Here is a 13,383-nt window from a genome sequence, read left to right as displayed (position 1 = left end):
ACCATCCTTGGCGGGAGTTTCGGCCGGTCCCTGGCGACAGGGCCGAGCGGATGGTGCCGCATCATTGCGCGTGGTCGCGGACGCAGCCAAGGCCCTTGGCACAAGTACCGAGAAGGATACGGTGAAGAAGTACTCAACCAGCCGTGGACTATCCGTGGACTCGTCCGTCCTGAACTGCCGCGTGAAAGGTTGTGACCTGCCGCGTCGCCCAGGTCCCAAGCGGCCTCCGGAGCCGTGTGCGCAGGTTCGAATCCTGCCGGGGGCACTCCGGGAAAACCTCCTGGCCTGCAGAAATACAGGTCGGGAGTTTTTGCGTACACGACAAAACGCACACGGTCTTTTGACCGTTGCCCTTTTCGGCACGGGCATCGCTCCACACCTTGCGGATAACCTCTTTCGCTGAGAGATTTCCGCAGCTCAAAGGCCCGCGCGGGGCGTTATTGCGGTCTCGCCCACCGACACATATTGACCGCACCTCGTCGTGGGCATCGGAGCGCGACTCTTCCGCGCACACCGCCGTGACCTGCATTGATGTAGCTGACGTCACACAGAAACGTAAGCGGTCTGGTGGGTCGCTCTTTCCGCGCTTACGACCTCCTCAAGGGCCGCGCGAGGCTCTCGGCTCGGCACAGCGTTGTACGCGGCGCGGCTCCGATGCTGCGGGTCACTTCGAGCACTTCCGTCTGCGGCAGAGTCAGGAGCGCGACGGGTTCCTCGAGTTCTTCCCGTGTCGGGTGAATGGGCCCTGCGGCCCCGTCTTGGAGGAAGGTACTGATACGAGGAGTGCGGATGCCTGTGGCATCGGCGACGGTTTCCGCACTCATGTGGCGCCGGTCCATCGCCTCTTCCAGAAGGTGGGCCAGATCGTGCATTGGTGAGTCTCCCTGCCCGCGGATGGGTCAGGATCAGTGCCGAGCAGTGCCTGGCACATGGGGCCGGACCAGCGTCAGGTGCCCCCATCCTGTTTCGTTTGCGCCTTCTGCGTGGCGGCATGGCTCACTCCGGTGCACACTGCCGCGCCGGCCTCGTTGATCCACATCCATAGCGGGTGGACGGGTCGGCATGGCTGACGTCGTACAGGCTGGATTTTGGGGGCTGGTGGCGGGCTCGGCGCTGCTGCTCGGTGCCGCGCTCGCACCTGCTTGAACAGGCCACCGGCGACCCCCGCCGCCGAGCGCGCCGAGTGCCATGCCGACCGGCTTGTAGGCGACTTTCGATGCCTTCAGGGCTACCTCCCGCCCCGGCGGCGCAGCAGCAGCCAAGCGGCCACCGCCACGCCGCCGGCCAGGATCAGCGCAGTGCGGTTGTCGCGGGCGGCCTGGGCACTCTGCTGGGCTTTGACGCGGACCGGTTCGGGTGCCTTGTCCTGCCACACCTGACCCGCCTGTCCGGCCTTGGCCTTCACCTGCTCGGCAGCTGCGGTGGCCTTGTCCTTGACCGGCTCGGGCAGCTTGTCCTGCACCAGGTGCGCGGCCTCGGCCGCCTTCACCTTGACCTGCCCGGTCAGTTCTGCGGCCTTGGCGCCCGCCTGCTCCGTCAGCACGCCCACCTGTTCCTGGACAGCGGTCGCCTTCTCCTGTGCGCGGGACTTGACGTCCGTCTTGGCGGCCAGGTCCTCGACCGTCTCCCCGAGCTCATGGCGGGTCTGCTCAACCTGCTCCCGCAGCTCTTCGCTGCCGGAGGCGGTGGACTCGTCGTGGGGCGGCTGGGTCATCGCTGTGCACTCTCCTTGATCTCGGCCACATCGGCCTTGACGCTGTCGATGGTCTGCTCGGGTGCCGGCGGTGCGGCCTGGCTGACCTCCTTCTTGCCCGTCACGGCCAGCACCGCGGTGATCATGCCGAGAACGGCGGTGACGATCAGGGCCGCGGCCCACACCGGGAGGGGAACAGCCAAGGCTGCGGTGACGGTGGCGACCAGGGCCTGCGCTGTCAGGAAGCCGACCAGACCGGCCCCGCCGAACAGGCCCCCGCCCTTGCCGTACCGCTTGCCCTTCTCCTTCATCTCCGCCTGAGCCAGCCGCATCTCCCCGCGAACCAACTCCGTCAGCTGCTGGGAGGCCCGCTGGACCAGATCACCCACCGGCTCCTGCGAACCGCTGGGGTCATGGTGGGAATGCTGCGTACTCATGACGGATCGCCACCTTTCTCAGCTGCCGGCGTCGCCGGGATGCAGGCGACAACTTGTGCCTTGAACGGCCCACGCCCGCCTCACCGGGTCCCGGGTACCCGGACGCGGGTGCACCATCCGGCGGACCTGCGGTTTCGGTGGCTTGTGGCTGTCATCGCAGCAAGCGCACGGCCAGGCGGGGAGCACGACTTACCAAGGCGGCTGCGGCCAGGCCGATCGTGGCACCGACAGCGACGTCGGAGGGGTAGTGGGCGCCCGTATGTACGCGCTCGGTGGCCACCATGACGGCCGGCACCGCACACACCGCGCCCGCCCATGGCCACACCAGTGCCACCGCGGCACTGAACGCCGTCCCTGCGGCGGTGTGCCCGGAGGGGAAGGACGAGGAATCGGGGCGGTCATGGACCTCCTCGTGCGAGATCCATTCCTTCGGCGGCCGACACCGATGCCACACGCGCTTGAGGACACAGTTCGAGGCCAGTTCCGCCACGGCCATGCTCGCCAGGCCGACGGCCGCGGCCCTGCGTCCCCGCCACCCGGCGGCGGAGAGGGCCACGGCCGCGCCCCACCACAGCTTGGTGTGCTCGGCACTCTCCTCCACCGCCGGCAGGACCCGCCGTACACAGGCCGACCGCCACGACGCCACCCATCGCGTCATCCGGTGATCACCCTCACGAAGATCCGCCAGCACTCTCATGACCTGCGACTTCCCTACCAGAGCAGCACCTAACTCAATGACCTCGGCGACTACTTCATTCGAGACGGCGCCGGTCTTCGTCGCTCCACGCCCGGGTGTCGCGGGGTGGGACATAGGGCTCTTCTTCCTCGGGCAGACCGCCGGCGACGGCGCGCTGGCGGGCCATCTCCGCGTCGAACTCCAGGCCGAGCAGGATCGCGATGTTGCTGATCCACAGCCACACCAGGAAGACGATCACCCCGGCGAGGGTGCCGTAGGTCTTGTTGTAGGAGGCGAAGTTCGCCACGTAGAACGCGAACCCGGCCGACGCGATCACCCAGATCACGAGGGCCAGGAAACTGCCGGGCGTGACCCACCTGAAGCCGCGGCCCTTCACGTTCGGTGTCGCCCAGAAGAGAATCGCGATCATGATCGTGACCAGCGCGACCAGTACCGGCCACTTCGCGACCGACCACACTGTCAGCGCCGTGCCCCCGACGCCTAGAGCAGTACCTGCCTGTCGGGCCAGGCCGCCAGTGAACACCACGATCAGCGCGCTGACGACCGCCAGGATGAGCAGCGCCACCGTCACGCCCAGTCGAACCGGCAGCACCTTCCACGCCGGGCGTCCCTCCGGCGTGTCGTACACGGCGTTGGCGGTACGGATGAAGGCCGCGACGTAGCCGGATGCCGACCACACCGCCAGCGCCAGGCCCACGATCGCCATGACCGAGCCGATACCCCCGTTGCCCTGCAGCTGCGTGACGGCATCGCGGATGACGTCACGGGCCGATCCAGGGGTGAGTTTCTGGAGGTTGTCCAGCACCTGCTGCGTCGCCGACTGTCCGGCGATCCCGAGCAGGGAGACGAGCACCAGCAGCGCGGGGAAGAGGGAGAGCACCCCGTAGTAGGTCAGCGCCGCAGCCCGGTCGGCCAGCTCATCGTCCTCGAACTCTTTGACGGTGCCCTTCAGCACCGCCCGCCAGGAGCGCCCAGGCAGCTGAGTGGGCTCATCCGGGGCTCGCCGCTCCACCTGTTCACCCGGTCCGACCCCGCTCTCGCGCCGGGCTTCGGTGTCCCGGCCGGTCCTGTCGTGCCGGCCCGGCCTCCGCATTGTGATCATCCGTGCCATGACGGACGGGTATCCGCGCGCCCACCCGGCATGTTCCACGCTCTACATCCGCCCGAATTGATCCATTTAGCCAGTTTCATGATTTTTGTGAGAGTTAGCCGGAAGGCCAGCAGAAGGAGTATCGCGGCGATCACCCGCGAGCAGATTCCGACCGTGCTGGACCAGTACAGGATCGCGATCATGATCGTGACCAGACCGACGAGCACCGGCCACTTCGCGATCGACCACACACCGGCCTCCCGAAGGCATAGCGGATTGCACCCTTTTTGACTGTTCTGTGTGGATATGTGGGGTACCCGCTCATGGACGCGGATCCGGAGGCGCCGAGTCCGTCGGCCGCCTCGGAGCACCGAGGGAGGAATGGCTCATGAGTGAAGATGCCGGTCGCGTTCAGCAGACGGGGCAGAAGGCGAAGGAACAGACGTCGGCCGTGGCCGCGCAGACCGGGCAGGCGGCCGGCGAGGTCGCCGGGACGGCTGCCGAGCAGGCAAAGGCCGTCGCGGGCGAAGTACGCGCCCAGGCAGGCGGTGCGATACGCGACCTCAGGGAGCGGGTTGCGGGGGAGAGCCAGGGACAGGTGGAACGGCTGGCCGGGACGGTGCGGCAGTGGGCGGATGATCTCGCGGGCATGGCGGAGAACGCCTCGGGTGATTCGCCCGCCAGGAGTCTGACGGTCCAGGCAGCCGATCAGGGCCACCGCGCGGCGGACTACCTGGACAAGCACGGCGTGGAGGGCCTGGTAGGCGACCTGCAGAACTTCGCGCGCCGCCGGCCGGGGGCGTTCTTGGGCGGGGCGGTGCTGGCCGGTCTGGTGGTGGGCCGCCTGGCCAAGGCCGGCACCAAGGCCGCGCAGGCCCCGTCGGCTTCGTCTCAGGACGTTCGGCGGCAGGGGCTGGAGCGCGAGGAGAGCAGCCCGCTGCCTGCGGGCACACCGGTGCCGCCGCCGGAGCTGTCCGGTTATCCGGCGCATCCGGGGGTGTGAGATGTCGTCGATCTATCCGCAGTCGCCGGCAGCCGGTGGACAGCCAGAGGCGGGTCCGGACCGCTCGGCGGGCGAGTTGCTGTCGGCGGTGACGTCGGATCTGCAGACGCTGTTCCGTCAGGAGGTGGAGCTGGCGAAGACGGAGATCCGCGAGGAGGCCACCAAGGCGGGCAAGGCCGCCGGGATGTACGGGGGTGCCGGGTTCGGCGGATACATGGTGGCGCTCTTGTTGTCGCTCGCGGCCGTTTTCGGTCTGGCCAACGTGATGGACGCCGGCTGGGCGGCACTGATCGTCGCCGCCGTGTGGGCGGTGATCGCGGCTGTGCTGTACGTCATGGGCCGCTCCCGGATGCGGGAGGTGTCCCCCAAGCCGGAACAGACGGCGCAAACCCTGAAGGAGAACGCACAATGGGCACGGCACCCGACCAAATAAGGTCCGAGATCGACACCACCCGGGAACGCCTGTCGGAGAACGTCAACCGGCTGGCCGACCGAGCCCGACCCAGGCAGATGGTGCGCCGCCGCACCCGGCGGGTGCGAGGCGCGGTGTCCGGGCTTCGTGACCGCGTCATGGGCACCGTCGCCGAATCGGCGGGGACGGCGCGGGACCGTACGGCGCAAGCCACGGAGTCGGTGAAGGAAGGCACCGGCGGGGCCGCGGACACGGTGCGCCAGACAGCCGGGCAGGCCGCCGGTCAGGTCGGCGAGGCGGCCGGACAGGCCCGTGAGGCGGTGAGCCGGGCGCCGGAGCAGGCGGTGCGACAGACGCAGGGCAACCCGCTGGCGGCCGGGCTGATCGCCTTCGGCGCCGGACTGCTGACCGCCTCTCTCCTGCCGACGTCCCAGGCCGAGGAACAAGCAGCCTCCCGGATCACCGAGCAGGCCGGCGAAACGCTCGAGCCGGTCAAGGAGGCAGCCGTCGAGTCCGCGCAGCGGCTGAAGCAGGACGCCACCGAGGCCGCCCAGCAGGCAGCCCAGGACGTGAAGGACACCGCCGCGGAGGCCGCGAAGACCACCAAGGAGGAGGCCCGCGACCAGGCAGGCCAAGTGTCCGGGCAGGCCCGCGACTCCGGGCAGCAGGTGGCCGACGAAGCCCGCGGGCAGAGCTCCGGCCCTGTCTGACCCTTGCACCTCGCCGACCCGGCAGAGACTGTCGCGCACAGTCGGTCGGCGCCTTCTGCCCGGCTCTGTGCGGCACCACGGGGACTGCCGCGCAGGCTGGGTCCTCCTACCTCCTTCCCGCCCTGCTGCTGGCCCTTGCCGCGAGCGCAACCGTCACAGGCGAAGTGCGCAAGGAGCGCATCGAGGCCGACGAGACCGGGGAGCGCGGCAAGCGCCGCCGCCCTTGGTCTCCTCGCACCCCGGGCGCCCGGACCGGGAGTGACGGCCCGCCCGGGCGCCCGGACCAGGTGGTGGCCCGGCTGGGAGGGCAGCCTGGGAACCCGGGGGCAAGGCAGTTGTCCGGCCGACAGCGCCCACCAATCTGCCCAAGAAGTCCTGGCAGAACGCGAGCGCCGGGCCCGCGTCTTCCGTCCGTAAGGAGCTGTGTCATGAAACTGCGACACAGGCGTGACGACACTCGCCATGATCGGGGCCACGAAACCCGCGAGCAGCGGCAGGCCACGGCGTACGGCCGCGACGAGAAGCCGGAGAGATTTGGTCCGGATACGGAGGTCGAACAGCATGCGCCGGACACTCCGACGGACCTGCCCAAACGCTCCTGGGGAACGGTGCTGAAAGGCACCCTGAAGGAGTTCAAGAAGGATGAGCTGGCCGACCGGGCCGCGGCGCTGACCTACTACGGGATCCTGGCGCTGTTCCCGGCCCTGCTGGCGCTGATCTCGCTGATCGGGATCGTCGGGCAGTCGGCGACGCAGCAGGTGCTGGACAACATCCAGAAGCTCGCCCCGGGCGCGGCGCGCGATGTCCTCAGCAACGCGGTAAAGCAGATGCAGGGCAACAGCGGGCTCGGCTCGATCATGGCGATCGTCGGTCTGGCCCTCGCCGTCTGGTCGGCGTCCGGCTATGTCGCGGCGTTCATCAGGAGCGCGAACGCGGTCTACGACGTCCCCGAGGGCCGCCCGGTGTGGAAGGTGCTGCCGGTCCGCGTCGGCGTGACGGTGGTGCTGATGATCATGGCTGTGGTCAGCGCGCTGATCGTCGTCCTCACCGGCGGCCTGGCCCGGCAGGTCGGCACCGCGCTGGGCATCGGGGACACGTTCCTGACCGTGTGGTCGATCGCGAAGTGGCCGGTGCTCGTCATCCTGGTCACGATCATGATCGCGATCCTGTACTGGGCGACACCCAACGTGAAGGGCCGCGGCCTCAAATGGGTCACGCCGGGCAGTTTCCTGGCGCTGGTGATCTGGATGATCGCCTCGGCCGGGTTCGCGCTGTACGTGGCGAACTTCGCCTCCTACAACAAGACCTACGGCGCCCTCGCCGGCGTGATCATCTTCCTGGTGTGGCTGTGGATCACGAACCTGGCGATCCTGCTCGGCCTGGAGTTCGACGCGGAGATGGCCCGCCAGCGCGCCGTCGCAGGGGGGCATCCGGCCGGCGAGGAGCCGTACCTCGAGCCGCGCGACACCCGGAAGTGGGACGAGGAGGACCGCCGACGTTTTGAATGATGCGACCGCCCCGGTACCGGGCCCGCTGGTGGGCTACTGCAAGCGGGCCCGTACCAGCGCCTGGCACGGCCCGTCTGGCGGGGAGCCGGGCGGCTGACCACACCGTTGCTGCCGGACGACTTCCATCACCGTGCGGGCGATCCCGGACGGACGGGTGCCGCCGTACCTGGCCCACCGGGTCCGGCCCGGGCAGACCCTGCGTCTCGGCCCTTGTCCAGGGGACTTCGTCCTCGCAGGGTGACGACGCAAGCTTGCGTAAGGGAGCACCCGGGAACCCGAGCGAGCGCGTGCCCAACACGTTCGGGCCGCCACCCACAGCCGGGCTACCGGTCACCGGTGCCGGTGCCGACGCTCCTGGAGCTTCTTCATCTGCTCCTCGATGAGCTTGCTGCGCCCCTGGGTCTTGTGTCGCGACTTGCTCTTCTGACCACCCTGGCCCTTCTGCCGCAACTTGTCAGCCATGTCCTTGGCTCGCTGCCTCATCCCTTCCGCGCCCATGACCGCACCTCCCGGATAGCCTTTGCTCCTTGTGACCAGGCTGGCATCCGGTCCGGATCCTCGCATCTGGCAGCGCCGTCGCACCGCGGCAACCTGCCGGGGAACCACCCCGTCGCTTTGTCAGTGAGGCTGCCTTCCGGATGTAGGTTGCGACGGTGTCCGGCTTTCTCGTCAGCTCCGATCGAGGACCGGAGAGGCGATGCTTACGCTCGCCGCAACCCCCCTCTTCGGGATAGCCCCGAAGAACGTCGGGTACGTTGACGCCAACGAGGTGTCGACCAGGCCTGCGCTTACCGCGCACTGCACCCAGTAAGCGATAAGGGGTGCGCTTGTCACGCTCCATCCGGCCCGTCACCCGCCGGATCGAGGGCCTGTGCCAACCGCACCAGCCGCGCCTCCCAGCAGATGGCAACAATCGCCTCGGCCAGCTGGTCACGCAGCACCCGGCAGCCACCGGATCCCGCCACCGGAGTCCAGGACCGTCTCTGCGGATCGCTCATACTCACCTCAACCCGGCGCCCGCGCCACACTGAACACCTTCACCTGCGCCAGAGCGGCGACGACCGCCACCGCCGAACAGACGACCACCCCGTACAACGTGTGATCACCGGTCAAAACAACGGCACCTCCGAACGGCATCACACCATCGGCCCAGCCTGCGGCCCGTGGAACAGCGCCCAGCCACTGAGGCCACGGCCTGACGGAGCCGGGGTGGCTGTGCTAGCGCGGTCAACGGGCGAGCCTGGCCCCGCTGACCGATCAGGCGCCACGGGCATGCGTAAGGCTTCGACGGCAGCGGGCCCAAGAGGACGCGGGCAAAAGAAGGCTCTGCCCGAGGCCGCATCACCGTGCTGGAGCCGGCCCGCCTGCTCGATGAAGCCGGATAGCCCCATCGGGCGGAGGAAAGTTCCCTGACCGAGGCATGCCACTGAGCCGGACACAGCCGCGCCCGGGCAGGCCGCCCCGGAGGAATCCACCGTGGCCGTCGCCCGGCAGATCAGTCGGCCTCTGCTGTACCGCGTCCTCGCCGAAGACGCTGACGGCGCGAGTGAGGTCGGACGTACGAAAGTCGTCCCGATGATCCCGGCCTGCGGGCAGCGGACCGGGCGGCCCCACCGCCGCGGTCGAAGCATGCCCGTTCCCTCATCTGGTCTACGGCGGGTCCACGTCCCTGTTCGTTGTGCGTGGTGTGACGGCGGGCGGTGAGGAGCGCGGCGACGAGCGCGGTGGGGCCGAACCGGCCCCCGATGTGGGCCGGCCGTACCGGGCCGACCAGCTTCGCCGCGCGCTGAGGTCCCGGGCAGAAGACGCCATCGCCCAGCGGCTGGGGGTGCCGCCGCCCCTGTTCCTGACCTCGTCCAACGCCTCGGTTACGGCCAGACCTGGCAGAGCCGTGCCCGGGGCCTGGTCGTAGTCTGCTTCCCATGGCCGACAATCAGACTCTTACGCCCCGTGAAGCCTTCGAATTGCTGCTGGACGGCAACCAGCGGTTCGTCGCCGGTGCGCCCGAGCACCCGAACCAGGACGCCGCCCGCCGTGCCGAGGTCGTCCCGGCCCAGAGCCCCTTCGGCGTGCTCTTCGGCTGTTCCGACTCCCGCCTGGCCGCCGAGATCATCTTCGACCGCGGGCTGGGCGACCTGTTCGTGGTCCGCACCGCCGGACACGTCGCGGGACCGGAGGTGCTGGGCAGCATCGAGTACGGGGTGAGCGTGCTCGGCGCCCCGCTCGTCGTGGTGCTCGGCCACGACGCGTGCGGCGCGGTCGCGGCCACCCGCTCCGCCGTCGAGGACGGCACGCCGGCGGGCGGTTACGTGCGGGACGTGATCGAGCGGGTGACCCCCAGCGTGCTCGCCGCCCGCGCCGCCGGGCGCACCGAGGACGCCGATTTCATCGCCGAGCACATCCGGCACACCGTCGGCCTGCTGCTGGACCGCTCCCGCGTCCTGGCGCAGGCGGTCGAGGCCGGACAGGCCGCCGTGGTGGGGCTGTCGTACCGGCTGGCCGACGGAACGGCCCGCCTGGTCACCGCCCACGGCCTTGAGGTACCTGCAGACTTGGTGTCGTGACGCGGGGTGTTCGGCGTTCCGATGGTCCGGCACGACCGTGCGCCATCGGCTTCGGCGCGCATCGTGGGAGCCGTGGCAGGATCATCGGACGGCGTCGGTGCTGGTCATTTCAAGAGGGCCGGGGCCCTGCGGCGCGGCGGAGCCGGTTGGCGATAGCCAGTCCCAGCCCCTCCTCCACCGGCAACGACGCGACGATGAGGTCGCACCCTTGCTGGTCGAGCTCGCGCAGGAACCCATACAGCCCGTGCGCGTAGGCGGCCATCGAACCGGGGACCGCCACCACGGTGTGCGCCTTCACCGGGGCATCGGCGAGGGAGGGGGGAAGAAAAACGCCGACCTGGTGTCCCAGCTCCTGAGCGAGCTCCGCTTCGGCGACGACCTTCTCGGGCTCGACGAGGACGACCCGCGCCCGCGGCGCGTAGTGGGACGGATGCTGGCCCGGCACCCGGACGGGGCTCGTCGAAGGGACGGCAAGCGGGCGCCCCAGCACCGCTTCGAGGTCCTCGCGGGTCACCCCTCCGGGCCGAAGGACGCTCAAGGCATTGCCCGTGGCGTCGACGATGGTCGACTCGACCCCGACCTCGCAGGGGCCTCCGTCCAGCACGAAGTCGACGGCATCACCAAGCTCCGCACGGACGTGGTCCGCCGTGGTGGGGCTGACCGAGCCGAAACGGTTGGCGGACGGGGCCGCCACACCACCGCCGAAAGCCGACAGCAGCGCGAGTGCCACCGGGTGGTCGGGCATACGCACGGCCACCGTCTCCAGCCCACCCGTCGCCTCCAGGGGCACCCGGCGACCGCGCCGCAGGACCAGCGTCAGCGGTCCTGGCCAGAAGCGTTCGGCCAACAGGCGCGCAGTCGCAGGCACGTCCTCGACCCAGTCACCCAGCTGCTCCGCGCCGCCGATGTGGACGATCAGCGGGTGGGAGGGCGGACGCCCCTTGACCTGGAAGACGCGCGCGACTGCGGCGGGATCCTCGGCGTTGGCGCCCAGGCCGTAAACGGTTTCGGTCGGGAGAGCCACCAGGCCCCCGGCGCGCAGTACACCGGCCGCCTTCTCGATGTCACTGGTTCTTGCCATCACCCTCGCAATCCTCCCACTACTGCGCTCCCCCACGTTCCGTGCTCCCGTCGGCGCATAACGACGAACCAACGGTCCCGATATCACAGCCGTTCGGCCCGCCGCACCACCGGCAGCGCCGCTTTCACCCGTGCCCGTGCCGCTCCGCCTGTCCTGGCACGATGCTCCTCATGCAGCCGCTGCCAGCCCCCTGCCCTTCCGACCTCATCCCCGACGCCACGGGCATGGACGCCTTCAAGCCGCGCACAGGCAGGCCAAGCAGCAGCGCGCTGTCTTCGGTGCCGTGGAGCGCCAGGGCGATCGATGGACGGTGAAGGCCGACGTCATGACCCGTCGACGACCCGGTGTACGACGCCATCCGCACCGCAGTCATCCGGCTGATCCGCTCCCGCGAGATCCGACCGGACTCCTCCCCAGGGCCGGCTCCCCTCATGTTCGTGCGTGCAAAATAGGTGATGGGGTTTTCCGGCATTTTTCATCGCACATAAGGCGGGAGACGGGGCGGGGATGGCTGCTGATGCCATGGATCACCAAGACCGCCGGTGGACGTTCCTGACCAACCACGCGAGGGTGCTGCTGGCCATCGCACGGGACTCGGGTGCACGGCTGCGAACCATTGCCGCCGCCTGCCTCATCACCGAACGAGCAGTCCAGGCCATCATCACCGACCTCGAACAGGCCGGCTATCTGCGCCGGCAACGGGCCGGACGGCGCAACCCGTACACCCTCAACCTCGACCAGCCGTTGCGGCACCCGGCGGAAGCCGGCCTCTGCGTCCGCGACCTCGTTGCACTCGCTGCAGACAGTGCGGCTCAGCCGGCGAAGACGGCTTCTGCATCGGTGACGGTGTCATAGACCCGCAGGAGCTGATCCACCCCGGTCATCTCAAGGATCCGCCGCAACGGCTCGGGCACACACGCCAGCACCAGCACCGTCCCCCTCGCATCCGCCTGCCGCCAGACTCCGAGCAACACGTTCAGCCCGGCTGAGTCACAGAACGAGACATCGGACAGGTCCAGCACGATGAAGCGGTCGCCCCGCGAAAGCAGTTCCTTGAACTGCGGGCGCAACACCGGGTCGGTCACGTAATCCATCTCGCCGCTGACCCTCGCTACCAGGCAGCGGCCGGAGGCGATCCTCTCGACCGAGGGGTCAGCCACAACACTCTCCCAACCGTCTCGTCAGGAGACAACGCGGCGGAATCTCGACAGGAGCCTACCGGCCCCTGCCCCGCCCTGGGCGCCCGACTCAGATTCCACCCCACGGGGGACACGCTCGCGTTGACGATCAGCCTGCGGCGTCAATTCCCACCGATATGGATCAGGCCGAAGCACGACAGGTGGCGGCATCGGCCGCGTTCCCGCACCGTAGGTGTGCTGATCGCGGACGCTGCCGCAGATGCCGGAGGCGTGCACCGGACCAGGGCCTTGCCGGCCTCCGGCTGCCTGGGCTCGTGCGCGCCAGCCGGTGCTCGCCCGGAGCCTCGATGACGACGGCGGTGCTCACTGGTCCCCCTGGTACCGGGACGGCAGGCACTCACTGGGCGCCCTTGGGCTTGCGCCGCTCCCAGCCCTCGGCCCCCAGGTCGAAGCGGGCCTGCTGCTGCGGCAACTCCGCCGCCGCGTCCACGTCCAGCGGGGTGCCGGTCTGGCAGCTGCTGGGCGGCAAGCTGTGGCCGGCGTGGACGCCAAGCTCAGGGGTTGGTGTCGTCGTGGCCGAGGTTGCCGCCCAGCTCACGAGAGGCTTCGACCTGGGGCGTGGGCGAGCTTGGCGGGGTCGCCGGGCTGCTGACCGTTGATGCTCTTCCAGGCTTCGACCGTGGCGGTGGTGCGCTCGGCGTAGTCGTCGATGGTGGGCTCGGGCCAGGTGCTGGAGGCGTCCACGAGCAGCTCGGTGCGGAAGTGGCCGGGCTCCACGATCGTGGTACGGATGCCGTACGGCTTGATGTCGTGGTGCTGGGCTTCCATCCAGCCCTCGACGGCGAACTTGGAGGCGGCGTAGACGGAGGTGAACTCCGTGCCGATCTGCCCGATGCCGCACGAGGACTCGTCAAAGGCATCACGGTTCTGGATGCGTCGGCCATCTCTGGCGGTGCCCGTCCCGTTCGTTACGGTGTAGCAGTCCTGGGCCCGTGAGACACACACGAAGGGTTGCTCGGCACCTTGACCTGTGATACTGGATCATGGCC

Annotated in this window: 18 protein-coding genes and 1 tRNA gene; 7 read left to right on the top strand and 12 right to left on the bottom strand. The window is 69.3% G+C overall.

Translation table 11 applies throughout. The annotated features are described in order from the left end of the window. Positions 1–206 precede the first annotated feature (206 nt). A tRNA-Ser gene (locus AC07F0_RS25280) sits at positions 207–265 on the top strand. A 322-nt stretch (positions 266–587) separates the two neighbouring features. Here AC07F0_RS25280 and AC07F0_RS25275 read toward each other — a convergent pair. The 6 genes from AC07F0_RS25275 to AC07F0_RS25250 all read right to left on the bottom strand — a co-directional run bounded on the left by AC07F0_RS25275 (position 588) and on the right by AC07F0_RS25250 (position 4,168). Beyond that, positions 588–872, bottom strand: coding sequence for an XRE family transcriptional regulator (locus AC07F0_RS25275; RefSeq protein ID WP_478982076.1), 285 nt, complete (start codon positions 870–872; stop codon positions 588–590). A 356-nt stretch (positions 873–1,228) separates the two neighbouring features. Beyond that, a complete protein-coding gene (locus AC07F0_RS25270) occupies positions 1,229–1,714 on the bottom strand; it encodes a DUF3618 domain-containing protein (protein ID WP_478982074.1) in 486 nt (161 codons plus the stop codon). Beyond that, positions 1,711–2,130, bottom strand: a complete 420-nt coding sequence (locus AC07F0_RS25265) for a phage holin family protein (RefSeq protein ID WP_478982072.1) — start codon at positions 2,128–2,130, stop codon at positions 1,711–1,713. Before AC07F0_RS25265 ends, AC07F0_RS25270 begins: the two co-directional genes overlap by 4 nt. Positions 2,131–2,281: 151 nt before the next feature. Beyond that, positions 2,282–2,788: a phosphatase PAP2 family protein gene (locus AC07F0_RS25260; protein ID WP_478982071.1), complete on the bottom strand. Its 507-nt coding sequence runs from the start codon at positions 2,786–2,788 to the stop codon at positions 2,282–2,284. 94 nt (positions 2,789–2,882) lie between these two features. Continuing rightward, positions 2,883–3,929: a YihY/virulence factor BrkB family protein gene (locus AC07F0_RS25255; protein ID WP_478982248.1), complete on the bottom strand. Its 1,047-nt coding sequence runs from the start codon at positions 3,927–3,929 to the stop codon at positions 2,883–2,885. After that, the gene (locus AC07F0_RS25250) at positions 3,926–4,168 is read right to left on the bottom strand and encodes a hypothetical protein (protein WP_478982264.1); all 243 of its coding nucleotides are present in this window, start codon (positions 4,166–4,168) and stop codon (positions 3,926–3,928) included. The genes AC07F0_RS25255 and AC07F0_RS25250 overlap by 4 nt, the downstream gene beginning before the upstream one ends. 137 nt (positions 4,169–4,305) lie before the next feature. Between AC07F0_RS25250 and AC07F0_RS25245 the strand changes: the two genes are divergently transcribed. From AC07F0_RS25245 to AC07F0_RS25230, 4 genes are all read left to right on the top strand, one after another. After that, positions 4,306–4,920, top strand: coding sequence for a hypothetical protein (locus tag AC07F0_RS25245; protein ID WP_478982069.1), 615 nt, complete (start codon positions 4,306–4,308; stop codon positions 4,918–4,920). A 1-nt stretch (position 4,921) separates the two neighbouring features. Further along, on the top strand, positions 4,922–5,353 hold the full coding sequence (locus AC07F0_RS25240) for a phage holin family protein (RefSeq protein WP_478982068.1): 432 nt from the start codon (positions 4,922–4,924) through the stop codon (positions 5,351–5,353). After that, a complete protein-coding gene (locus AC07F0_RS25235; RefSeq protein WP_478982066.1) occupies positions 5,329–6,042 on the top strand; it encodes a DUF3618 domain-containing protein in 714 nt (237 codons plus the stop codon). The genes AC07F0_RS25240 and AC07F0_RS25235 overlap by 25 nt, the downstream gene beginning before the upstream one ends. A gap of 428 nt (positions 6,043–6,470) precedes the next feature. Then, on the top strand, positions 6,471–7,550 hold the full coding sequence (locus AC07F0_RS25230) for a YihY/virulence factor BrkB family protein (protein ID WP_478982064.1): 1,080 nt from the start codon (positions 6,471–6,473) through the stop codon (positions 7,548–7,550). Between the two features lie 330 nt (positions 7,551–7,880). Here the strand turns inward: AC07F0_RS25230 and AC07F0_RS25225 are convergent, their stop codons facing one another. After that, entirely contained in the window at positions 7,881–8,012 is a 132-nt protein-coding gene (locus AC07F0_RS25225) for a hypothetical protein (protein WP_256363224.1), read from the bottom strand. A gap of 368 nt (positions 8,013–8,380) precedes the next feature. Beyond that, positions 8,381–8,548 (bottom strand): hypothetical protein, encoded by a 168-nt coding sequence (locus AC07F0_RS25220; RefSeq protein ID WP_399406622.1) that lies wholly within the window; start codon positions 8,546–8,548, stop codon positions 8,381–8,383. Between the two features lie 924 nt (positions 8,549–9,472). Here AC07F0_RS25220 and AC07F0_RS25215 point away from each other — a divergent pair. Further along, a complete protein-coding gene (locus AC07F0_RS25215; protein WP_478982062.1) occupies positions 9,473–10,114 on the top strand; it encodes a carbonic anhydrase in 642 nt (213 codons plus the stop codon). Positions 10,115–10,223: 109 nt separating this feature from the next. On the opposite strand, the gene AC07F0_RS25210 is transcribed toward AC07F0_RS25215, so the two are convergent. Next, complete coding sequence (locus AC07F0_RS25210) at positions 10,224–11,195, bottom strand: L-threonylcarbamoyladenylate synthase (RefSeq protein WP_478982060.1); 972 nt, start codon at positions 11,193–11,195, stop codon at positions 10,224–10,226. A gap of 507 nt (positions 11,196–11,702) precedes the next feature. On the opposite strand from AC07F0_RS25210, the gene AC07F0_RS25205 reads away from it, so the two are divergent. Next, positions 11,703–12,050, top strand: coding sequence for a helix-turn-helix transcriptional regulator (locus tag AC07F0_RS25205; protein ID WP_478982058.1), 348 nt, complete (start codon positions 11,703–11,705; stop codon positions 12,048–12,050). On the opposite strand, the gene AC07F0_RS25200 is transcribed toward AC07F0_RS25205, so the two are convergent. From AC07F0_RS25200 to AC07F0_RS25190, 3 genes are all read right to left on the bottom strand, one after another. After that, on the bottom strand, positions 12,008–12,355 hold the full coding sequence (locus tag AC07F0_RS25200) for an STAS domain-containing protein (RefSeq protein WP_478982057.1): 348 nt from the start codon (positions 12,353–12,355) through the stop codon (positions 12,008–12,010). The genes AC07F0_RS25205 and AC07F0_RS25200 overlap by 43 nt on opposite strands. Positions 12,356–12,731: 376 nt before the next feature. Continuing rightward, positions 12,732–12,863: a hypothetical protein gene (locus AC07F0_RS25195; protein ID WP_478982262.1), complete on the bottom strand. Its 132-nt coding sequence runs from the start codon at positions 12,861–12,863 to the stop codon at positions 12,732–12,734. Between the two features lie 65 nt (positions 12,864–12,928). Then, on the bottom strand, positions 12,929–13,339 hold the full coding sequence (locus tag AC07F0_RS25190) for an SDR family NAD(P)-dependent oxidoreductase (protein ID WP_478982055.1): 411 nt from the start codon (positions 13,337–13,339) through the stop codon (positions 12,929–12,931). Positions 13,340–13,383 lie beyond the last annotated feature (44 nt).

The sequence above is a fragment of the Streptomyces sp. NPDC045955 genome (assembly GCF_056430805.1).
This window is presented reverse-complemented; position numbering and strand designations above follow the sequence as displayed.